This window comes from Angustibacter sp. Root456, assembly GCF_001426435.1.
Classification (GTDB): domain Bacteria; phylum Actinomycetota; class Actinomycetes; order Actinomycetales; family Angustibacteraceae; genus Angustibacter.
This window is the reverse complement of the sequence record NZ_LMER01000013.1, coordinates 26,646-47,647: the sequence shown is the minus strand read 5'-3', so window position 1 is coordinate 47,647 and position 21,002 is coordinate 26,646. Positions and strand designations below refer to the sequence as shown.

The 21,002-nt window shown below is 73.2% G+C and carries 21 protein-coding genes, 1 pseudogene and 1 riboswitch; of the genes and pseudogenes, 11 read left to right on the top strand and 11 right to left on the bottom strand.

Going from position 1 to position 21,002, the window contains the following annotated elements:
• Positions 1-2: 2 nt before the first annotated feature.
• A complete protein-coding gene (locus tag ASD06_RS05130; protein ID WP_056674163.1) occupies positions 3-728 on the bottom strand; it encodes a GAF and ANTAR domain-containing protein in 726 nt (241 codons plus the stop codon).
• Between the two features lie 81 nt (positions 729-809).
• On the opposite strand from ASD06_RS05130, the gene ASD06_RS05125 reads away from it, so the two are divergent.
• The gene (locus ASD06_RS05125; RefSeq protein WP_056674161.1) at positions 810-1,724 is read left to right on the top strand and encodes a hydroxymethylglutaryl-CoA lyase; all 915 of its coding nucleotides are present in this window, start codon (positions 810-812) and stop codon (positions 1,722-1,724) included.
• On the opposite strand, the gene ASD06_RS05120 is transcribed toward ASD06_RS05125, so the two are convergent.
• Together ASD06_RS05120 and ASD06_RS05115 are read right to left on the bottom strand one after the other, a co-directional pair.
• Positions 1,721-2,269, bottom strand: a complete 549-nt coding sequence (locus ASD06_RS05120) for a sugar O-acetyltransferase (RefSeq protein WP_056674157.1) — start codon at positions 2,267-2,269, stop codon at positions 1,721-1,723. The genes ASD06_RS05125 and ASD06_RS05120 overlap by 4 nt on opposite strands.
• Positions 2,270-2,272: 3 nt before the next feature.
• Complete coding sequence (locus ASD06_RS05115; protein ID WP_056674203.1) at positions 2,273-3,079, bottom strand: SGNH/GDSL hydrolase family protein; 807 nt, start codon at positions 3,077-3,079, stop codon at positions 2,273-2,275.
• Positions 3,080-3,230: 151 nt separating this feature from the next.
• Between ASD06_RS05115 and ASD06_RS05110 the strand changes: the two genes are divergently transcribed.
• Positions 3,231-4,895, top strand: coding sequence for an APC family permease (locus ASD06_RS05110; RefSeq protein WP_056674155.1), 1,665 nt, complete (start codon positions 3,231-3,233; stop codon positions 4,893-4,895).
• Positions 4,896-4,906: 11 nt separating this feature from the next.
• Here ASD06_RS05110 and ASD06_RS05105 read toward each other — a convergent pair whose 3' ends face one another.
• From ASD06_RS05105 to ASD06_RS05095, 3 genes are read right to left on the bottom strand one after another with little or no spacing between them, the layout of a single operon-like run.
• Positions 4,907-5,416: a MarR family transcriptional regulator gene (locus ASD06_RS05105; protein ID WP_082537730.1), complete on the bottom strand. Its 510-nt coding sequence runs from the start codon at positions 5,414-5,416 to the stop codon at positions 4,907-4,909.
• A 30-nt stretch (positions 5,417-5,446) separates the two neighbouring features.
• Positions 5,447-6,715: a phosphotransferase family protein gene (locus tag ASD06_RS05100; protein WP_056674151.1), complete on the bottom strand. Its 1,269-nt coding sequence runs from the start codon at positions 6,713-6,715 to the stop codon at positions 5,447-5,449.
• Positions 6,716-6,718: 3 nt separating this feature from the next.
• Positions 6,719-7,396: a uracil-DNA glycosylase gene (locus ASD06_RS05095; protein ID WP_056674149.1), complete on the bottom strand. Its 678-nt coding sequence runs from the start codon at positions 7,394-7,396 to the stop codon at positions 6,719-6,721.
• A gap of 174 nt (positions 7,397-7,570) precedes the next feature.
• Positions 7,571-7,714, top strand: a riboswitch (cyclic di-AMP (ydaO/yuaA leader).
• Positions 7,715-7,718: 4 nt separating this feature from the next.
• Here ASD06_RS05095 and ASD06_RS19820 point away from each other — a divergent pair.
• The 4 genes from ASD06_RS19820 (at position 7,719) to ASD06_RS05075 (ending at position 10,849) form a co-directional block, all read left to right on the top strand.
• The gene (locus ASD06_RS19820) at positions 7,719-8,420 is read left to right on the top strand and encodes a transglycosylase family protein (RefSeq protein ID WP_056674146.1); all 702 of its coding nucleotides are present in this window, start codon (positions 7,719-7,721) and stop codon (positions 8,418-8,420) included.
• Between the two features lie 130 nt (positions 8,421-8,550).
• A complete protein-coding gene (locus tag ASD06_RS05085; RefSeq protein ID WP_056674143.1) occupies positions 8,551-9,903 on the top strand; it encodes a pyridoxal-dependent decarboxylase in 1,353 nt (450 codons plus the stop codon).
• An 84-nt stretch (positions 9,904-9,987) separates the two neighbouring features.
• On the top strand, positions 9,988-10,281 hold the full coding sequence (locus ASD06_RS05080) for a DUF3263 domain-containing protein (RefSeq protein ID WP_056674140.1): 294 nt from the start codon (positions 9,988-9,990) through the stop codon (positions 10,279-10,281).
• 37 nt (positions 10,282-10,318) lie between these two features.
• Positions 10,319-10,849: a LytR C-terminal domain-containing protein gene (locus ASD06_RS05075; protein WP_056674138.1), complete on the top strand. Its 531-nt coding sequence runs from the start codon at positions 10,319-10,321 to the stop codon at positions 10,847-10,849.
• Here the strand turns inward: ASD06_RS05075 and ASD06_RS05070 are convergent.
• Positions 10,846-11,283 carry a hypothetical protein gene (locus tag ASD06_RS05070; RefSeq protein WP_056674134.1) on the bottom strand — a complete coding sequence of 146 codons (438 nt, stop codon included), beginning with the start codon at positions 11,281-11,283 and terminating at the stop codon, positions 10,846-10,848. The genes ASD06_RS05075 and ASD06_RS05070 overlap by 4 nt on opposite strands.
• 220 nt (positions 11,284-11,503) lie before the next feature.
• On the opposite strand from ASD06_RS05070, the gene groL reads away from it, so the two are divergent.
• On the top strand, positions 11,504-13,129 hold the full coding sequence (gene groL / locus ASD06_RS05065; RefSeq protein ID WP_056674197.1) for a chaperonin GroEL: 1,626 nt from the start codon (positions 11,504-11,506) through the stop codon (positions 13,127-13,129).
• Positions 13,130-13,210: 81 nt separating this feature from the next.
• On the opposite strand, the gene ASD06_RS05060 is transcribed toward groL, so the two are convergent.
• Both ASD06_RS05060 and ASD06_RS05055 read right to left on the bottom strand, forming a co-directional pair.
• A complete protein-coding gene (locus tag ASD06_RS05060; protein ID WP_056674131.1) occupies positions 13,211-14,644 on the bottom strand; it encodes a threonine/serine exporter ThrE family protein in 1,434 nt (477 codons plus the stop codon).
• A gap of 627 nt (positions 14,645-15,271) precedes the next feature.
• Positions 15,272-15,562 carry a WXG100 family type VII secretion target gene (locus ASD06_RS05055; protein ID WP_056674128.1) on the bottom strand — a complete coding sequence of 97 codons (291 nt, stop codon included), beginning with the start codon at positions 15,560-15,562 and terminating at the stop codon, positions 15,272-15,274.
• 114 nt (positions 15,563-15,676) lie between these two features.
• On the opposite strand from ASD06_RS05055, the pseudogene ASD06_RS19915 reads away from it, so the two are divergent.
• Positions 15,677-15,937: pseudogene (locus tag ASD06_RS19915) on the top strand (DUF4031 domain-containing protein); the annotation flags it as partial.
• A gap of 414 nt (positions 15,938-16,351) precedes the next feature.
• Here the strand turns inward: ASD06_RS19915 and ASD06_RS05045 are convergent.
• A complete protein-coding gene (locus ASD06_RS05045) occupies positions 16,352-17,068 on the bottom strand; it encodes an AIM24 family protein (RefSeq protein ID WP_056674124.1) in 717 nt (238 codons plus the stop codon).
• Positions 17,069-17,090: 22 nt separating this feature from the next.
• Entirely contained in the window at positions 17,091-17,729 is a 639-nt protein-coding gene (locus tag ASD06_RS05040; protein WP_082537722.1) for a hypothetical protein, read from the bottom strand.
• A gap of 48 nt (positions 17,730-17,777) precedes the next feature.
• Between ASD06_RS05040 and ASD06_RS05035 the strand changes: the two genes are divergently transcribed.
• From ASD06_RS05035 to ASD06_RS05025, 3 genes are read left to right on the top strand one after another with little or no spacing between them, the layout of a single operon-like run.
• Entirely contained in the window at positions 17,778-18,668 is an 891-nt protein-coding gene (locus tag ASD06_RS05035) for a MoxR family ATPase (RefSeq protein WP_056674121.1), read from the top strand.
• Between the two features lie 13 nt (positions 18,669-18,681).
• Positions 18,682-19,815 (top strand): VWA domain-containing protein, encoded by a 1,134-nt coding sequence (locus tag ASD06_RS05030; RefSeq protein ID WP_056674118.1) that lies wholly within the window; start codon positions 18,682-18,684, stop codon positions 19,813-19,815.
• Positions 19,808-20,962: an XdhC family protein gene (locus tag ASD06_RS05025; protein ID WP_056674115.1), complete on the top strand. Its 1,155-nt coding sequence runs from the start codon at positions 19,808-19,810 to the stop codon at positions 20,960-20,962. The genes ASD06_RS05030 and ASD06_RS05025 overlap by 8 nt, the downstream gene beginning before the upstream one ends.
• Positions 20,963-21,002: the final 40 nt, after the last annotated feature.

Here is a 21,002-nt window from a genome sequence, read left to right as displayed (position 1 = left end):
CCCTACTCGCGGGACGGCGGGTGCACGCCCTCGTTCTCGACGAGCTCGCGAGCGATGGCAGAGATCTTGCGGTTCAGGTGCGACGAGGCCTTGCGCAGGGTCGCGAACGCCTCCTCGGCGCTCAGCCCGTGCGCCGCCATGAGCAGGCCGATCGCCATGCCGATCTCGCGGTTGCTGGCCATGCCCTCCGACAGCGTGCGCGCCTCCTCGTGGCTCGACGAGCCGCCGAGGGCCACCGAGGCGAACGACGCCAGCACAACGCCGGCGTCGGCCGACTCCGCCGTCAGCGCGCCGGGTGTGTCGGAGAACAGGTTCAGCGCACCGGTCTTGCGGCCGTCGACGAGCAAGCCGTAGCCCGCCATACCCCGCACCGGAGTCTCCGCGAGCACCCGCTCGGCGAGCGCGGGCCAGCGCGAGTGCTCCGCGATGTCGGCGTCGAGCTGGTAGGACTCGGTCTCGATGGCGTCGACGCACGGCCCGGTGCCCACCTCGCGCTCGAGCTCGTCGACGCGGCTCCCGATGGCGTCGCTCGACGCGGCGGTGCGGAACCGGCCGCGCTCGCGCAGCATGATGCTGGCGTGGTCGCAGCCGGGCACCAGCCGGGTGGCGGCGTCGACGACGGCCTGGCACACCTCGTCCAGTCCCGGCTGCGAGTGCACCAGGCGGGCGAGCTCGGCGAAGGTCTCGGCCAGCGTCGGCCGGTTGCCGTCAGGAGTGGACTGAATCACGTGCGCATTCTGCCCCGGCGTAAGGTCGGCCCGCACCCACTGACCAAGGAGTAGGCCGTGCGATCGCCCCAACTGTCTCCGATGTCCGGTCTGCCCGACCGCGTCACCGTCTACGAGGTCGGGGCCCGCGACGGCCTGCAGAACGAAGCGGCCGTCGTGCCGGTCGAGGTCAAGGCCGAGCTGGTGCGCCGCCTGGTCGCCACGGGGCTGTCCGCCGTCGAGCTCACCAGCTTCGTGCACCCGAAGTGGGTGCCCCAGCTCGCCGACGCCGAGCAGCTCCTCGACCTGCTCGGGCCGCTGTCGACCGGCCCGCTCGCCGGCGTGCGCGCACCGGTGCTGGTGCCCAACCAGCGCGGGCTGGAGCGGGCGCTGGCCCGGGACGTCCCCGAGCTCGCGGTGTTCGTGAGCGCCACAGAGTCCTTCGCGCGCAAGAACCTCAACGCCTCCCGCGACGAGGCGCTCGCGATGTCGGCCGACGTCGTGTCGGGCGCCCTGGCGGCCGGCCGCTCGGTGCGCGGCTACGTCTCGATGTGCTTCGGTGACCCGTGGGAAGGCGACGTCGACCCGGCCGCGGTGGTCGACGTCGTCGTCGCGCTGCGCGAGCAAGGCTGTCACGAGATCTCGCTCGGCGACACGATCGGCGTCGCGACGCCGGGCCAGGTCGTCCGGCTGCTCGACGCGCTCGCGGACGCCGGTGTGCCGCGGGCACAGCTGGCCGTGCACTTCCACGACACCTACGGTCAGGCGCTGTCGAACACCCTGGTCTCGCTGCAGCAGGGCATCACGACGGTCGACGCCTCGGCGGGCGGCCTCGGCGGCTGCCCGTTCGCCCAGTCGGCCACGGGCAACCTCGCCACGGAGGACCTCGTCTGGCAGCTGCACGGTCTCGGCATCCAGACGGGCGTCGACCTCGAGGCGCTGGTCGCCACCAGCGTCTGGCTCGCCGGCGTCATGGGGCGCCCGAGCCCCTCGAACGCCGTCCGCGCCTTGGGCTAGTTCCCCAGCCTCCGCCGCTCGACCGCGCTCGTGGCCGTCACGACGCTCATCGGTGGCACGTCCTTCGCGACGACGGCCCCGGCGCCGACCACCGACCCGCGGCCGATCGTCACCCCGGGCGTCACGGTGACCGCAGCCCCGATCCACACGTCGTCCTCGATGACGATCGGCGCGTGGGTGATGAAGTCGAACCGCTCCTCGGGCTCCACGGGGTGCCCGGCGGTGCTCAGCGTGACGCGCGGCCCGATGAGCACCCGGTCGCCGATCGTGATGCCGCCGAAGTCGAGGAAGAAGCAGCCCTGGTTGACGAAGACGCGCTCGCCGAACGACGAGCCCAGCCCGTAGTCGCAGTAGAACGGCGGCAGCACCGTCAGCGACTCCGGCAGCGGCTGGCCGAAGATCTCCGCCAGCAGCCCGCGTCGGCCCGCGAGGTCGTCGAACGGCAGCGCGTTGAGCCGCGCCGTGAGCGCCATGACGGTCTGCACGCGCTCGGCGAAGGCGCGGGACTCCGGCGTCCGCGTCGGCAGGCGCTGCTCGTCGCGCACCGGTCAGTCCCCTGGAGGCTGCAGCGGCTCGGGTCGCGGGCGCTTGGGTTGCACGGTGTCACCGGACGACTGCCGGCGCAGGCGGCGACCCACCCACGGCCCGACGTACTGCCGCAGCCACTGGGCGTCCTCACGCCACGCCTCGCGGCGCACCCGCGCGGGCGCCGGTGGCAGCAGCTCGTGCCAGCTGCCGTCGCCGCGCAGCCCGAGCACGTCCGCGGCGTAGCGCGCCACGCGCTCGTGCCCCCCAGTGGTGAGGTGGATGCGGTCGGCGGCCCACATCCGCCTGTCCTGCAACGACCTCATGCCCCACAGGTCGATGACGTACGCACCGTGTCGCTGGGCGATCGACCAGATGCTCGTGCCGAACACCGCCGCCTTGCCGCGCGTCAGGTTGATGATGGGCGACTGCACCGGGTCGACCGGAGTCGCCAGCAGGACGTCGGCGCCCGACGCCCGCAGTCGCTCCACCGCGCGCTCGAGGTCGGCGGCCAGCGCGTCGGGGTCGCTGCCGGGGCGCAGGATGTCGTTGCCCCCGCCCACGAGGCTCACGAGGTCGGCGCCGTGCTCGAGGGCCGCCGGCACCTGCTCGCCGAGGATCTGGCCGAGCAGCCGCCCGCGCACGGCGAGGTTGGCGTAGCCGAAGGACGCGTCGCCCGGTGCCGCAGCGGCCAGGAGCGCGGCGAGCCGGTCGGCCCAGCCGCGGTAGGTGCCGTCGTCCGTCAGGTCCTCGAGGCCCTCGGTGAAGCTGTCACCGAGGGCGACGTAGCGGCGCCAGGGCGAGGTCCAGGCATCGGCGGTCTGCGACATGTCCCCATGGTCGCGTCCCGGCCGCACGCCGATCACCCCCACCCCCGCAGATGATCTCGAAAGGCGCGAACGGCCCACCGGGTCTACGTTGCTGGCGTTGGATCGATGCCCCACGACAACTGGCGCGCACCACCAAGGAGTTGAGGCGCAGATGAGCACCAGCAGCAGCGACGTTCAAGAAGCGGACGGGCGGCAGGGACTGCGGCGGGACGTGGGCCTGGTCGGCCTGCTGTTCGCCAGCGTGGGGTCGATCATCGGCTCCGGATGGCTGTTCGGCGCCCTCAACGCCTCGCAGGAGGCCGGCCCGGCGGCGATGATCTCGTGGGCTCTCGGCGGTCTCATGATCCTGCTCATCGGCCTGGTCTACGCCGAGCTCGGCACGATGTTCCCGCTCTCCGGCGGGGTGGTGCGCTTCCCGCACCTGTCGTTCGGCTCGTTCGCCAGCTACCAGGCCGGGTGGATCACCTGGCTGGCCTGCGCCACCGTCGCACCGATCGAGGTCGAGGGTGCCCTGCAGTACGCGACGAAGTACGCACCGTTCACCGAGAAGCACACCGTGCACGGCGAGATCGTGCACACGCTGACGTCGCTCGGCTACGTCGTCGCCGTCATCGCGATGGCCGCGTTCGTCGTCATCAACTACGTGGGCGTCCGGTGGTTCGCCAAGGTCAACAACATCCTCGTCTGGTGGAAGCTCGCGATCATCACGCTGGTCATCGTCGCGTTCCTCGTGACGTCGTTCCACGGCGAGAACTTCACCTCGCACGGCTTCCGGCCCGAGGGCTGGCAAGGCGTGTTCACGGCGATCGCGACGTCCGGGATCGTGTTCTCCTACCTCGGTTTCCGGCAGGGCGTCGAGCTCGCGGGTGAGACCAAGAACCCCAAGCGCAACGTGCCCCTCGCCGTCATCGGCTCGGTCGTGATCACGGCGATCATCTACGTGGCCCTGCAGTTCGCCTTCATCGCGGCGGTCGACCCCGGCACGCTGTCGTCGTCCGGTGGCTGGGCGAAGCTGCAGTTCGCCAACGACTTCGGCCCGCTGGCCGCGATCGCGAGCGCGATCGGCCTGGCCTGGCTCGCGGTGCTGCTCTACGCCGACGCGGTCGTGTCGCCGGCCGACACCGGCCTGATCTACACGACGACGACGTCGCGCATCTCGTACGCCATGGCGCGCAACCAGAACGCCCCGGAGTCGCTGGCTCGCACCAACCGCAGTGGCGTGCCGTGGATCAGCCTCGTCGTGGCGTTCGTCGTCGGGCTCATCATCTTCCTGCCGTTCCCGAGCTGGCAGCAGCTGGTCGGTTTCATCACCTCAGCCACGGTGCTCTCGTTCGCCTCGGGCCCGCTGGTGCTCGCGGCCCTGCGCCGCCAGGCGCCCGACCACCCGCGCACCTTCCGCCTCATCGGCGGCGACGTCATCCCGCTGCTGGCCTTCTACTCCTCGAACCTGATCGTGTTCTGGGCCGGCTGGCGGGTGAACTGGAAGCTGTTCGTCGCCGTGCTCATCGGCCTGGTGCTCATGGGTGTCTTCCACGTCACCGGCCACCTCAAGGCGAAGATGGAGTGGCGCTCGGGCGCGAGCTGGATGGTGCCGTGGATGGCCGGCCTCGCCGTCATCAGCTACCTCGGCCCCTACGGTGGCGGCCGGGACGTCATCGGTTTCGGCTGGTCGTTCCTCGTGATCGGCGTCCTCACGGCGGTCATCTACGCCATCGCGTTGGCGGTGCGGCTGCACCCCGACGCCGTCGCGGAGCACGTCGAGCAGTCCCGCGCCGAGGCGTCGGCGGAAGCTGAGGAGCTGGGCGCGAAGGTCTGAGCGGCGCCAGGTCAGGCGCCGAGCACCAGCAGGTCCTGCGGCGTCGGCTCAGCGGCCGCGGTGGCGAACGCCTCGAAGCCCGCGAGCACCTGCTCTCGGCCCTCGGGCGACAGGCGCGAGAGGATCTCGGCCGCCTCGGCCGCCCGCCGCTCGGTCACCTCGCGCACCAGGGCGGCGCCGGCGTCGGTGAGCTCGATGAGCACCTCGCGGCGGCTGAGCGGGTTCTCCAGGCGGCGCACCCAGCCCCCGCGCACCAGGCGGTCGGCTGTGCGGGTGAGGGTCGAGGCGTGGACGCCGCTGCGCTCAGCCAGGGCGCCGGTGCGCAGGGCGCCCGACGTCGACAGCAGCACCAGCACGCGGAACTGCGGCAGGGTGATCTGGTCGAGCACGCTCGCCATCGACCGCGCCATCACGCCCATGAGGGCGCGGGAGGCGGCCAGGGTGGCCTGCACGGCCCGGGCGTCGAGGTCGGCGTCGGTGGTGGAGGGGCTCGCGGTGTTCTCAGCGAGGTGGGCGCTCATGATCATCACTGTACCTGCCGCGAGCCGTGACTACAACGTTTGCTCGCATCCAAATATTGGATCGATGGCGATCGCGGCGCGGAGCCAGCGCGGCACGTCTGCGCGGTGGTAGACCCGCTCGTCGGGCTCGATGCGGTCGAGGAAACCCTGGTAGATCAGGGCCTGGCGCAACGCGGCCAGCGGCTCCACCAGGGCCATCGCGCGGGCCACATCGGCTTGCGGCGCGTGGTGACGCCAGCGCGCGGTCCACGCCGCCAGGACGTCGGCCCGGCTCGCTGGCGGCACGCGCTCGAGGAACGCCGGGCCATCGAGCATCGGGTGGCCCACGCCGCTGTCACCCCAGTCGAGCAGTACGAGCCCACATGGCCCGTGCCTCCAGTTGCCCGGGTGCAGGTCGCCGTGGACGAGGGTGTCCGGCAGGCCGCAGGCGGCGAGCTCGTGCGCGCGGCGCGGCAGGTCGGCGACGAGCGCGTCCAGCGCCGCCCGCTCGGGAGCGGTGAGCTGCGCGCGGACGTCGGCGCGCCCGCACAGCACCGCCAGCGCCGAGGCGAGCGCGGGGCCTCGCCAGTCGGGGAGCCCGAGGCGCCGCAGCTCCTCGACCCACTGCACCGCGTCGTGCTGCAGGTCGACCACGGTCTCGACCATCTGCAGCAGCCGCCCGAGCGGGGCCTGCCACTGGTCGGTGCCTGGCAGGTCGGCCAGCAGCATGGAGCCGGTGGCCGCGTCGCGGCCCAGCACCTGCGGGACGAGACGGGCGTGCCGGCGTCCCACGCGGTCGATCACCGCCGCTTCGTGGGCGAAGAACGGCGGCACGCTCTTGCACCACACCGGCCCGGTGTCCGTGGGCAGTCGCAGGATCGACGACAGGTTCCACGTCTTGACCTGCTCCACCGGCCCGGTGCGCGGCGTACCGCGGGCGGCGAGCACCCCATCGGCCCAGCGGGCGATGCGGCCGGGTCCGCCCACCTGGGCCCACGGTGCTCTCAGCGGTTCGCCGGCCAGCGCCGCCTCGACGAGGCCCGGTTCGGCGGCCCGCAGCGGGGCTCCCTCGGCGCCGCCCGGGCACTGCGCCAGGTACGTGACCACCCCGCCCTCTGCCGCGTCGCCGTCGGCTTGCGGACGTGAGCTGCCGCTCAGCACCCGCAGCACCTGGACGTCGAGGTCCCAGCGCTCACGCACCGCCCGCACCACCGGCTCGACGTCGGGCCACCAGGGCGTGGGCGCCTCCACCGGCCCGAGCAGCCCGAGCGGCCGGGCGCTGGCATCGACCAGCAGCAGGTGCACCTCGCGGGCGGCCACGGCTCAGCCCAGCGACCAGTCGACGGGGGCACCGCCCTGCTGCACCAGCAGCGCGTTGGCCCGGCTGAACGGCCGCGAGCCGAAGAAGCCGCTCGACGCCGACAGCGGGCTCGGGTGCGCGCTCTCGACCCGCGGCACGTCGCCGAGCAGGGGCCGCAGGGTCTGGGCGTCGCGTCCCCACAGCACGGCGACGAGCGGGCCGCCACGCGCCACGAGCGCCCGGATCGCCTGCTCGGTCACCGCCTCCCAGCCCTTGCCCCGGTGGCTCGCGGACGCGCCGGGGCGGACGGTGAGCACCCGGTTGAGCAGCAGCACGCCCTGATCGCACCACGGCGACAGGTCGCCGTCGGCGGGCGGCGGGCAGCCGACGTCCTCGACGAGCTCGCGGAAGACGTTCTGCAGGCTGCGCGGGAGCGGGCGCACTCCGGGTGCCACCGAGAACGACAGGCCCACCGGGTGGCCGGGCGTGGGATAGGGGTCCTGGCCGACGACGAGCACGCGTACGGCGTCGAAGGGCTGGCGGAAGGCGCGCAGCACGTGCTCGCCGGCGGGCAGGTAGCCGTGCCCCGCGGCCGCCTCCGCCCGCAGGAAGTCGCCCATCGCGCGGATCTGCGGCTCCACCGCCTCGAGCGCGCGGGCCCAGCCGGGCTCCACCAGGTCGCTGAGGGGTCGGCTCGGCACCGGCGCACTGTATCGAGGGGGATCCACCGGCAGAAGATGATCACTCTTAGCGATCATGCCAATGCTCCAAGTGACGTAACCATGTTGTGATCTTCGGAGGCCTCACGTACCGTCGTGGAGTCGTCCTGACGTACCGCGCCCGCAGCGCCGAGCTCCACCCAGCGGGTCGCGGCTCCTAGATACACGCCGTGGGTGGAGGCGGGGGACCCAACGTACGTGACCGCTTCGGTGGTCTTGGGGTGAAGCCAGCGCGACTGGCCGGGTACTCACGAACCCGAACCCGACAGCTCACCTCGAAGGCGCTCACCGTGAGAGGTCACCCATGTCTTCGTACTCCCCTCGTCACCGCGCCCCCGCGGCTGCGAACCGCTCCGCGCGTCTCGTCGCCGGCGTCACCACGGCCGGCGCCGTCGTCGCCGCACCCCTCGCCCTCGCCAGCCCGGCCCACGCGGCCAGCGGCTCCACGTGGGACCGCCTCGCCCAGTGCGAGAGCAGCGGGAACTGGGCCATCAACACCGGCAACGGCTACTACGGCGGCCTGCAGTTCTCCTCCAGCACCTGGCGCGCGTTCGGTGGCGGCGCCTACGCCTCCACCGCCAACCACGCGTCGCGCGCGGAGCAGATCGTCATCGCCGAGCGCGTGCTCGACGCCCAGGGCTGGGGTGCGTGGCCGTCGTGCTCGCGCAAGCTCGGCCTGAGCCGCGCCGACGCCGCCGGCGCGCCGCGCGTGAGCCGCTCGACCAGCCGCACCGCGATCAAGCACACGGTGAAGAAGACGGTGAAGAAGAAGGCCGCCGCCAAGGTCACGCACCGCACGCGCACCCACCGCGCCGCCAAGAAGGTCGCGACGACCCGAGCGGTGCGCGGCCAGTACCTCGTGCGCTCGGGCGACACGCTGAGCAAGATCGCCGCTCAGCAGCACGTGCGCGGCGGCTGGCGCGCGCTGTACCTGAAGAACAAGCGCCTCGTGGGCTCCAACCCCGACCGCATCTTCGTGGGCCAGCACCTGGCGCTGCCCCGCTGATTCGGGCTGACCTGGGCTGACCTGGGCTGACCTGGGCTGACCTGGGCTGACCTGGGCTGACCTGGGCTGACCTTCGCGCGGGCGGCAGCGGAATCTCGCAGCCGCCCGCGCGCTGCTTACACTCACGCACGTGCACCGATTCGACTCCGACGTCGAGGCCCTGAGCCAGGCCGTCCTCGACTACACGCTCAAGCGCTCGCGGATGCACCCGGTGCCGCTCGACGGGCCCCGCTCGGCCGCCGAGCTCGACGAGGCCGCGGGCCGCACCATCACCGCCGGTGGCCTCGGGGGCCAGACGGCCCTCGAGCTGTTCACCGAGGTGCTCGCCCCCGCCTGCATCTCCACCGACCACCCGCGCTACCTGTCGTTCATCCCGTGCGCGCCCACCGAGGCCAGCACGCTGTTCGACCTCGTGGTGGGCGCGTCGTCCATCTACGGCGGCTCGTGGCTCGAGGGTGCCGGTGCCGTGCACGCCGAGAACGCCGCCCTGCGGTGGATCAGCGACCTCGTGGGGCTGCCCGAGGGGGCGGGGGGAGTCTTCGTGCCGGGCGGCACCATCGGCAACCTCTCGGCGCTCGTCGCGGCGCGGCACGCGGCCAAGGTGAGCCGTGCGGGCGACCCGCCCGCCCGCTGGAAGGTGGCCGGCACCACGCAGGCGCACTCGTCGATCAAGAGCGCGTGCGACGTCATGGACGTCGACTTCGTCGGCGTGCCGGTCGACGAGCACGGGCGGCTCACCGGTGAGAACCTGCGCCGCACGCTGGAGACCGTCGGCGCCGACGGGCTGTTCGCCGTCGTGGCCACGGCCGGCACCACGAACTTCGGCATCGTCGACGCCCTCGACTCCGTCGCGGACGTCTGCGCCGAGCTGGGCGCGTGGTTCCACGTCGACGGTGCGTACGGCGGCGCCGGGCTGGCCGCACCGAGCATCCGCCACCGCTACGCCGGCATCGAGCGCTGTGACTCGTTCATCGTCGACCCGCACAAGTGGCTGTTCGCGCCCTTCGACTGCTGCGCGCTCATCTACCGCGACCCTCAGCAGGGCCGCGCCGCGCACACCCAGAAGGCCGGCTACCTCGACGTGCTCACCGACGCGGCCGAGTTCAACCCCTCGGACTACTCGGTGGGGCTCACCCGCCGGGCCCGCGGGCTGCCGTTCTGGTTCAGCCTCGCCACGCACGGCACCGACGCCTACACCGAGGCCATCGAGCGCACCCTCGAGGTCACGCGGTTCGCCGCCGCCGAGATCGAGCGGCGCGACTACCTGGAGCTGCTGCGCGAGCCCGACACCTCCGTCGTGGTGTTCCGGCGCGTGGGCTGGACGCCGCAGCAGTACCAGCTGTGGTCCGACCGCCTGCTCATCGCCAACCTCGCGTTCGTCGTCCCCACCTCGCACGAAGGGGAGACCGTCACGCGCTTCGCCATCGTCAACCCCAACACCACCGAGGGTGACATCTCGACCATCCTCGACACGATGGCATGACACGCGATCGACTGAGGGTGCGGCGAATGACAACGCTGTGGTTTACGCTCTACCGTGGAACGCACGCCGAGCAGGAGGGTCAGCATGGACGCCGCAACGACCGACCGCACCGCCGACACGGTGGCCAGCGGGCTGTCCGAGCGCGACCGCGAGGTCCTGTCCTTCGAGCGGCAGTGGTGGAAGTACGCGGGCGCGAAGGAGCAGGCGATCCGCGAGCTGTTCGACATGTCCGCCACCCGCTACTACCAGGTGCTCAACGCCCTCATCGACCGGCAGGACGCCCTGGAGTTCGACCCGATGCTGGTCAAGCGCCTGCGTCGCATGCGCGCCTCGCGCCAGCGGGCGCGTTCGGCGCGCCGACTCGGCCTGCAGGTCTGACCCTGCCCGGCTGCGCCGGCTGCCGGGGGTGCGCGGCATGAGCACCGGCTTCCCCGAGCGCCGCGGCGCGCACCGCCCGGCGAGCCAGGGCCCGACGTCGGCCATCCCGTGGCTCGTCGCCGCCGTGGCGATCCTGCTCATCGTGGGGTTCGCGAGCGGCTGGTTCACCGGCTCGGACGCGCCGGCGTCCAGCACCGTCAAGGCCGGCTCCTCGCCGTCGACCGCCAAGACCGCCAAGGGGTCGACCACGAAGACGGCGGCGCCCGCCCCGACCACCCCGGCGCCCACTGCCGACCGCACCCTGCCCGTCACCGTCCTGAACTCCACGTCGACCAGCGGCCTGGCGAGCAAGGGGGCAGCCCGGCTGAAGACGGCCGGCTGGGCCATCCGCAGCACCGGCAACTACCGCGGGGGCGTGAGCGGCACCACGGTCTTCTACGGCAGCGCGTCCCTGCGCGCCACGGCCCAGGCCGTGGCGGCCGATCTGGGACTCGGCACGGTCACCGAGTCGGCCGACTTCGGGTCGAACCGGGTGACGGTGGTGCTGGACGGCGACTTCCGGCCCTAGCGCCCGTCGGGCTCGGGTGCGAGGTAGCCGCCGGCCACGAGACCGGCCCGCCGCTCGAACACGTTCCCCAGGGCGGTGTCACGCACCGTGGCCAGCGACCAGAGCGTGGCCAGCCCGTAGGCCAGCGGGAAGCCGGCGACGCCCAGCAGCCAGGCCCACTGCACGCTGTGCCGCGCCTCGTGAGCGAGCAGCTGGGGCCGGGTCGCCAGCGCGGCGTCGTCCAGGCGCAGCAGGATCACGTCGCCGATCGTCAGGGCCGGGGCGCGCGGCGCCGGGAAGCGCGAGCGATACCCCGCGGCCACGATCGTGCCGTGTGGTCCGGGGTGCAGCCGCGCGTGGCCCAGCCGCGCGAGGAGCAGCCCCAAGGGGGTCGCCAGGGTGAGCACGTTGACCACCTGGCGCACCCGGTCGCGTCCGCGAAGCCCCGCACCCATGCCGTGATCATGCACGTCAGCGCACCCTGTGCCCAACCATTTGCACTCAAGGGGGCCGAGTGCTAATCATTGACCTAGCACTCTGCAACCCCGAGTGCTACAGACGTCGACCGCCTGGTGAGGGCGCCGGCCGGTGCGTGACCAGAGCGCTCCGGCCCCGCTCGTCCGTCGCGGGCACCACGCGGTCACCACCACCCGATCACGGGAGGAACCCGAGAGCATGGCCAAGATCATCGCCTTCGACGAGGAGGCCCGCCGCGGGCTCGAGCGGGGCATGAACACCCTCGCCGACGCCGTGCGCGTCACGCTCGGTCCCAAGGGCCGCAACGTCGTCCTGGAGAAGAAGTGGGGCGCCCCCACGATCACCAACGACGGTGTGAGCATCGCCAAGGAGATCGAGCTCGACGACCCCTACGAGAAGATCGGCGCCGAGCTGGTCAAGGAGGTCGCCAAGAAGACCGACGACGTCGCCGGTGACGGCACCACCACCGCCACCGTGCTGGCCCAGGCGATGGTCCGCGAGGGCCTGCGCAACGTGGCCGCCGGCGCCAACCCGATGGCCCTCAAGCGGGGCATCGAGCAGGCCGTCGAGGCCGTCTCGGAGCAGCTGCTCGCCTCGGCCCGTGAGGTCGAGACCAAGGAGCAGATCGCCCAGACCGCCGGCATCTCCGCCGGCGACGCCTCCATCGGCGAGCTCATCGCCGAGGCCATGGACAAGGTCGGCAAGGAAGGCGTCATCACCGTCGAGGAGTCCAACACCTTCGGGCTCGAGCTCGAGCTCACCGAGGGCATGCGCTTCGACAAGGGCTACATCTCGGCGTACTTCGTCACCGACACCGAGCGCATGGAGACCGAGCTCGAGGACCCCTACATCCTCATCGCCAACTCCAAGATCTCGACGGTCAAGGACCTCCTGCCGCTGCTGGAGAAGGTCATGCAGTCGGGCAAGCCGCTGGTGATCATCGCCGAGGACGTCGAGGGCGAGGCCCTGTCGACGCTCATCGTCAACAAGATCCGTGGCACCTTCAAGTCCGTCGCCGTCAAGGCGCCGGGCTTCGGTGACCGCCGCAAGGCCATGCTGCAGGACATCGCGATCCTCACCGGTGGCCAGGTCATCAGCGAGGAGGTCGGCCTCAAGCTCGAGACCACCGACCTCGACCTGCTGGGCCGCGCGCGCAAGGTCGTCATCACCAAGGACGAGACCACCATCGTCGAGGGTGCTGGTGACGCCGAGCAGATCGCCGGCCGGGTGAACCAGATCCGCGCCGAGATCGAGAAGTCGGACTCCGACTACGACCGCGAGAAGCTCCAGGAGCGCCTCGCCAAGCTCGCCGGCGGCGTCGCCGTCATCAAGGCGGGCGCGGCCACCGAGGTCGAGCTCAAGGAGCGCAAGCACCGCATCGAGGACGCCGTGCGCAACGCCAAGGCGGCCGTCGAGGAGGGCATCGTCGCCGGCGGTGGCGTCGCCCTCATCCAGGCGGGCAAGACCGCGTTCGACAAGCTCGAGCTCGAGGGTGATGAGGCCACCGGCGCGAACATCGTGCGCGTCGCGGTCGAGGCCCCGCTGAAGCAGATCGCCATCAACGCCGGCCTCGAGGGCGGCGTCGTGGCGGAGAAGGTGCGCGGCCTGGAGTCCGGCCACGGCCTGAACGCCGCCACCGGCGAGTACGTCGACATGCTGAAGGCCGGCATCAACGACCCGGTGAAGGTCACGCGGTCGGCGCTGCAGAACGCCGCATCGATCGCCGCGCTGTTCCTCACCACCGAGGCCGTCATCGCCGACAAGCCGGAGAAGACCCCGGCGGCGCCGGGTGGCGACGGCGGCATGGGCGGCATGGACTTCTGATCCCAGAAGCCGACGCAGCACCGCGCGGGGCGGTCCTCCTACGGGAGGGCCGCCCCGTTCGCGTGCCGGGGTGCGAGCGCCTCAGTCGCGCAGCGACCCGGCGCTACGGCGCAGCAGCCGCCGGTGCCACTGGTCGAGCTCGCGCCGCAGGCGGCGCCCGACGAACGCGCCGAGGCTGACGCCGGCGGCCAGGCCGATGCCCGTCGCAGCGGCCCCGAAGAGCGAGCTCAGGCCGGGTCCGAGCGCCTGCGTCGGGCCCTGCTCGACGAGCTGGAACAGCCCCCGGTAGACCGCGAGACCGGGCAGCAGCGGCACGATCCCGGCCGTCGTGATGACCAGGCTGGGCACCTGCCAGCGCTCGGCCACCACCTGAGCCACCAGGCCGATGACGGCCGCCGCGAACGCCGACGACCCCGCCGGGCCGACCCCCGCCGTCGTCGCGGTGACGAAGGCCGCCCACCCCAGGCCGCCGGCTCCGGCCGCCACGACCACACCGCGGCCGCGGGTGTAGCCGGACACGGCGAACAGGGCCGAGACCCCGACGGCGGCCAGCACCTGCACCACGGGGTCGCTCGCGAGCGACTGGCTGGCGACCACGCGCAGAGGCACCCCCACGTGCTGGGCCATCGACAGCACCGTGACGATGCCGGCGACGATGCCCAGGGTCAGCACGAGCACCTCCAGGCCGCGCGCGCCGGCGGTGACGTAGAAGCCGTCGAGGGCGTCCTGGGCGGCGCCGACCACCGACAGGCCGGCCAGCAGCACGACGATGCCGGTGGCGACGACCAGCGACGGCGAGACCTGGCTGTCGCGCAGGGCGCCGCGCGGAACCAAAGACAGCAGCCCGACGGCCACGAGGGTCGGCATCGCCCCGCCGACCGCCTGGGTGAAGAACGCGGGCAAGCCCACCCGCTCGAGTGCCCGCTGCACGCGGTCGATCGCGGCGGTCGTAGCGGCCGCGATGCTCATGAGCAGCGGCCCGCCGCCCAGCAGCGCGGCGACCGCGGCGCCCATCCCGGCGAGCGCGACGGTCACGAGCCACCGCTGGTAGGGGTGCGGCGCGCGCACGGTCTCCTCCAGCCGCACCCGGGCCTGCTGGACGTCGAGGTCGCCGGCGGCGGCGTCGCGCACGATCGCCTGCAGGTGCTGCAGGCGGTTGTAGTCGGCCGCACGGACCTTCACCACGCGCAGCACGGTCATCGGCTCGTCGACCTCGCCGCGGTGGTACGACACGGTGATCGAGGTGTACGTGACGTCGACGTGGCACGACGACAGGCCGAAGCCCTCGACGAGGCGCAGCACCGACGCCGTGACGTCCAGCGCCGGCGCGCCGGTCGACAGCAGCGCCTCACCGGTGCGCAGTGCCAGGTCGATCACGGCGCGGGCGGTCGTGTCGTCGACGCCGTCGGCTCCGGCGGCCGGCGCGAGGGGACGCATCGGTGGGGACGACGACCGCACGGCGCGCGAGGCTCGGCGGCGCAGGGTCTCGCGGGCGGAGCGGGGCGTGGACGGCACGGACTCACTCTCCCAGGCGCGCGGCGCTCTCACCGACCCCGGCAGGGGCCAAGATTTCTTTCGGCGCCGTCCACAGGGGGCGTCCGAGACGTCGTCCACACCTGTCCACGCCTGGGTCGCGTCACCGTCCACAGACGGCACCACTCGAGTCCACAGCTGGTCCACAGGGACGTCCACAGGTGGGCACCGAGCCGGCGCCCACCGCAGGCGAAGAAGTTCGCCAAACCCCTTGCGCCGCAGCGATCGCAGGGGATAGAACTTGCTCACACCGCAGCGGACGGCGGGGCCGGAAGGGCCGGGGAGACCCGGGCCGGACGGCGCCGACAAGGCTGAGGTGGACGGTCAGGAGACCGGCGTTCCGTACCTGGGCGGCTTGCCGCTCGGGGAGCACCGTTGACGAGGTGCTCGGGACGCGCGGGCCTGGTCGGGCGGAGCGCAGGGCGTCAACCCGGTGGCCGGCAGGTTACGACCGAGTCGAGCCGCAGCCCGCACACACGCGAGGCCCCTCCAACTCATACTTGGAGGGGCCTCGTCGTGTCTGCCCTCCTGTTGTATCGAACCTCGGCAGGGTGCGCGCGCCGCCACGCCGGGGATCGTGGCGCAGATCACCCGCGACGGGAGCGCACGTCAGCGGAACAGCGCCGCCGTCGCCTGCTCAGCGGCGGCGTACTGCTGGCCGGCCTGACCGAGCAGGCGGCTGATCTGATCGAGCGCCTCGCGCACGTGGGCCTGGGCCCCGCGCCACTCGGTCGCGACCTCCTGGAAGCGCCCGGCCGCCTGGCCCCGCCAGGCGTCCTGCAGGCCCACGAGCCGGGTCATCATCGCGCCGACCTCTCGCTCGATGTCGGCGCTGATCCGGTGCACGTCACCGGCCGCCGCCTGGATGCGGTCGGTGTCGACCTGGAACTGCGTGCTCATGCTGTGCCCTCTCTGTCGCCGTCCGGCTCGTCCGCCGTGAGCCTTCGACGCTAGAGGAACCGGCGGGTGCGGCTCGGCCGTCATCCACAGGCTCCGGCCACCTACCCTCGAGGGGTGGCAGTGCTCATCGACCCGCCGTCGTGGCCGGCGCACGGGCGGCTGTGGTCGCACCTGGCCAGCGACACGTCGTACGAGGAGCTGCACGCCTTCGCCGACCGGCTGGCGGTGCCGCGCCGGGCCTTCGAGGGCGATCACTACGACGTGCCGGCCGACCGCTACGACGCCCTGGTGAGTGCGGGGGCGCTGCCCGTGGCCTCGCGCGACCTGCTGCGCGCGCTGCAGGGCAGCGGGCTGCGGCGGCCGAAGCGCAAGGGCGAGCGCGTGATCGCCTCCGGACCCGTGGGCGAGCACCTGTGGTGGGACCTCATCGCCTCGCGGCTGGCCGCCCCGGTGCCGTCGCCCGTCGTCGTGCTCGTGCAGCGCTCGCGCGGGCCCGAGGTGCTCGCCGGGTCCGGGGACGACGGCTGGGACCTGCTGTCTCTGGACGCCGCGCGCGCCGCGGGAGCCGACGTGGCCGGCGCGCACCTGTGTGCGCACGAGCGCACGTCACCGCTGCGCGACGCCGGCCCCGACCTCAGCCGCGCCACCTGGCGCACGGTGCTGCGGGCCGACGTCGCGGCGGCCGCGCCGGTGCCGGACGGCGCGCGCTGGCTGAGCGCTGCCGACGTCGGTGCCGACCCGCCGCGGTGGTGGCCGCTCGTCGACTGGCTCGCAGCCCGGCGCTGACCCTCAGCCGAAGAGGTTGCCGACGATGCCGCCGGGACCTTGGCCGCCCTGCTGCGGCTGGGTGCCGCCGACCTCGCTCTCGCTCGGCTGCACGACGACGAAGCCCGGGCCGTGGAAGGCGTACTGGAAGGCCTCGCCGCTGCCGCCGCGCAGCAGGGACTTCACGTTCATGCTGCTGCGCACCTGCGGTACGAGGTTCGCCGACCACGCCACGGCCGCCTGGATGTCGACGAACGTCGGCTGCTGCGAGCAGTCGAGCAGCATCGGCGGCCCGTCGCTGGTGAGCGCCACCTGGCCGTGCCCGCTGAGGACGACGTTGAACAGGCCGCCGCTGAAGACGCCGGCGCCCTGCACCCGGTGGATGTCCCAGCTGAGCGAGGCGTCGAACGCGAGCAGGTTGGCGCCGTCGATGCTGATCGCGTCGCCCTCGAGCTGCACGGTGAAGATGTCCTGCGCCAGGCGGGCGAAGAAGACCTCGCCCTGGCCCGAGACGCGCATGAGCGGCGTGTCCTCCGACGTCAGCATCTTCTTCAGCATCTTGTTGACGCTGCCGGCGCCTTCGTGGTGGAACTGCACGTTGCCCTGGTAGGCGACCATCGCCCCCTTGGCGGACAGCACGTCTGTGCCGAGCGTGACCTTGAGCATCTTGGAGCTCTGCATGGTCCACGCCTCGGTGGACTGCTTCTCCTGCAGGGCCTCGTCAAACAGGTGGCTGCGCATTCGCGGGAGTCTAGAGGTGGAGTCAGGCCTCGCGGGCGAGTTCACGCAGCTCGGCCCCGACGTTGGCCCGGGCCGCCGCCTCCCAGCGCTCGTGCGCCGAGGGCGTGCGGTAGATCTGCGGGCGCTCCAGCAGCCCCCGAAGCAGCTGGGAGCGTCCGGCCCGGAAGGCGTCGTCCGGCACGATCGCGAACTCGCGGCGGACGTCGGCGGTGTAGGTGGCGTAGCGGTGCGGTGGGCTCGCGAGGATCGCGAGGTCGGCGTCGCAGAGCACCTGGCCGTCGGCGTCCTGCGGCTCGGGGTCGTGGGTGGCGGTGAGCCGCACGAGGTCGCCGACGTGCAGGACGCGGTCGGGGTCGGCGTCCCAGGAGGCGAGGGTGGCAGTGGCCAGGCGGGCGCTGGCCTCCTCGTTCTCGTCGGCCCCCACGATGTAGATCGCGTCGTGCCACCAGGCGGCCAGCATCACCGCCGACAGGTCGCGGGCGTGCTCGGCGAGCAGCGCGACGGCCGCCACGACCTCGCTGAGGTGCCTCTGGTCGTGGTAGTACCGGTGCGGCTCCTCGTACCGAGCGAGCAGGTCGAGGCCGGCCGCCTCGAGGTCGGTGCGGTCGACGCCGGGCGCCAGCCGTCGCGTGTGCCGGACCCAGCCGCCGAGGAGCTCCATACGCTCCATCCTGCCCGACTGCGCGGGCGGTGGTGTCATGCTGAGCCCATGACCGCGCAGCCGGTGCCGGACAGCGCCGAGTCCCTGGCCGACGCCCTGCGCGCCACGGGCTACCTGCCCGACCCGGGGCTGGCCACGATCGCGTGGCTCGCGCTGCGCCTGCACCGCCCGCTGCTGCTGGAGGGCGAGCCGGGCACGGGCAAGACGGCGCTCGCGGAGGCCCTCGCCCAGGTGGCGGGCGCGCCGCTGATCCGGCTGCAGTGCTACGAGGGCATCGACGCCAGCCAGGCCCTCTACGACTGGGACGTCACCCGCCAGGTGCTGCACCTGCGGGCGCTGGAGGCCACGCGCGGCGAGCAGCCCGTGGACGTCGAGAGCGCCGAGCGCTCGCTGTTCGACGAGCGGTTCCTGCTGGCCCGGCCCGTGCTGCAGGCGTTGCGCACGAGCCCGAGCGTGCTGCTCGTCGACGAGGTCGACCGCGCGGACGACGAGTTCGAGGCCTTCCTGCTCGAGGTGCTGTCGACGTACGCCGTCACGGTGCCCGAGCTCGGCACGGTGAGCGCCGCGACGCCGCCGGTGGTCGTGCTCACGAGCAACCGCACGCGCGAGGTGCACGACGCGCTGAAGCGACGCTGCCTCTACCACTGGGTCGAGCACCCGTCGCTGGCCCGCGAGGTCGAGATCGTGCGGGCGCGCATCCCCGAGGTGCCGCAGCGGCTGGCCGAGCAGGTGGCCGCAGCCAGCCAGCGGCTGCGCACGTTCGGGCTGCTGAAGCCGCCCGGCGTGGCCGAGTCGCTCGACTGGGCGCGCTGCCTGCTCGAGCTCGGCGCGACCGAGCTCGACGCCGAGACCGCCGCCAGCACGCTCGGTGCGGTGCTGAAGTACCGCGAGGACGCCCAGCGCGTGCGCGACGGGCTCGACCGGCTGCTCGCGGGCTGAGGGGCGCCCGGCCGTGAGCGCTCGCACGGACCCGGTGCCCGACGTCACGCGCGCGCTCGCGGGGTTCGCCCGTGCCGTCCGGGCGGCGGGGGTGCCCGTCACGCTCGACCGCACGACCGCCTTCCTCACCTGCGCCGCCGAGCTGGGCGCCGACCAGCGGGCGCACGTCTACTGGGCCGGCCGCGCCACGCTGTGCAGCGACCCCGACCACCAGCGGCTCTACGACCTCGCCTTCGCCGACTGGTTCGGCGGCGAGCCGGGGCGGTTGACGCTGTCCGCGCCACCCCCCGTGCAGGTGGGGGCCATGGCCCGGCTCGACACGGGGCAGCCCGGCGAAGCTGGCCCACCCGACGACGACCCGCTGCGCGCCGCCGCCAGCGCCACCGAGGTGCTGCGCCACCGTGACGTCGCCGATCTCGACCCGGTGGCCCGCGACGAGGTCAACCGGCTGCTCGCCGCGCTGCCGGTGCAGGTGCCGAGCCGGCGTTCCTCGCGCCAGCGCCCAGCCGGCCGAGGGCGCCTGGACGTGCGCCGCACGCTGCGCGAGGAGCTGCGGCGGGCGGGGGAGCCCGGGCCGCTGCGCTACCGCCGGGCCGGGCGGCGTCCGCGTCGGGTGGTGTGGCTGGTCGACGTGTCGGGCTCGATGGCGCCGTACGCCGAGGTGCTGCTGCGCCTCGCGCACGCGCACCTGCGCTCGGGGGTCGGCCACGGGCCGGCGCGCGTCGAGGTCTTCACGCTCGGCACGCGCCTCACGCGCGTGACGACGGCGCTGCAGCACCGCGACGTCGAGACCGGGTTGCGCGCGGCCGGCCAGCAGGTGCCCGACTGGTCGGGCGGGACGCGCCTGGGGGAGACCCTGCAGGCGTTCGTCGACCGCTGGGGGCAGCGGGGCGTGGCGCGTGGTGCCGTGGTGGTGATCTGCTCGGACGGCTGGGAGCGTGGCGACCCCGCGCTGCTGGGCGAGCAGGTGCAGCGGCTGTCGCGGCTGGCGCACCGGATCGTGTGGGTCAACCCGCACCGGGGCAAGGCCGGTTACGAACCGGTGCAGGGCGGGATCGCAGCGGTGCTGCCGTACGTTGACGACTTCGTCGCCGGTCACTCGGTGGCGGCGTACACCCAGCTCATGGAGGTGGTGGGCCGTGCGTGACGTGCTCCCGTCCCTGCTCGACTGGTGGCGCGCGGGGCGTCCCGCCGCGATGGCCACCGTGGTGGCCACCTGGCGCTCGGCGCCGCGGCAGGCCGGTGCGGCGATGCTCGTGGGGCCCGACGGCGAGGCCGTCGGCAGCGTGAGCGGCGGCTGCGTCGAGGGCGCCGTCTACGAGCTGGGACAGGAGGTGATCGAGTCCGGGAGCCCTGCGCTGCAACGCTATGGCGTGAGCGACGACGACGCGTTCGCCGTCGGGCTCACCTGCGGCGGCATCCTGGACGTCTACGTCGAGCGGGTCGACCCTGACTCGTTCCCCGAGCTGGCCGCCGTCGCCGACGACATCGCGGCCGGCCGGCCGGTGGCGGTGTGCACGGTGATCGAGCACCCGGACGCCGCGGTGCGCGGACGCCGGCTCGTCGTCCGGCCCGAGGGTGAGCCGGTGGTCGGCGACCTCGGCTCGCAGCGCGCCGACGACGCGGTCGTCGACGACGCGCGCGGCCTGCTCGCGGCTGGGCGCACCGAGACGCTCACCTACGGCCCGGACGGCGAACGGCGGGGCGAGGGCATGCGCGTCTTCGTGGCGTCGTACGCGCCGAAGCCACGGATGATCGTCTTCGGCGCCATCGACTTCGCGGCCGCCGTCGCGCGGATGGGCTCGTTCCTCGGCTACCACGTGACGGTGTGCGACGCCCGGCCCGTGTTCGCGACGCGCTCGCGGTTCCCGGACGCCGACGAGGTCGTCGTCCGGTGGCCGCACCAGTACCTGCAGGCCGAGGCGGACGCCGGCCGGGTCGACGAGCGCACGGTGCTGGCGGTGCTGACGCACGACCCGAAGTTCGACGTGCCCGTGCTCGAGGTGGCGTTGCGCCTGCCGGTGGCGTACGTCGGGGCCATGGGCTCGCGGCGCACCCACGACGACCGGTTGGTGCGGCTGCGGGAGGCGGGTCTGGACGACGTCGAGGTGGCCCGGCTCAGCTCGCCGATCGGCCTCGACCTCGGTGCGCGCACGCCCGAGGAGACGGCCGTCTCGGTGGCGGCCGAGATCGTGCAGCTGCGGTGGGGCGGGCGCGGGCAGCGGCTGACCGAGCTGCAGGGCCCGATCCACCACACCGCGGACGAGCCGGCGAACGCCGCGCCCGCCCCGTGACGCCGAAATCCCCGGAACTTGTACGCCTGCCCCAGCCCAG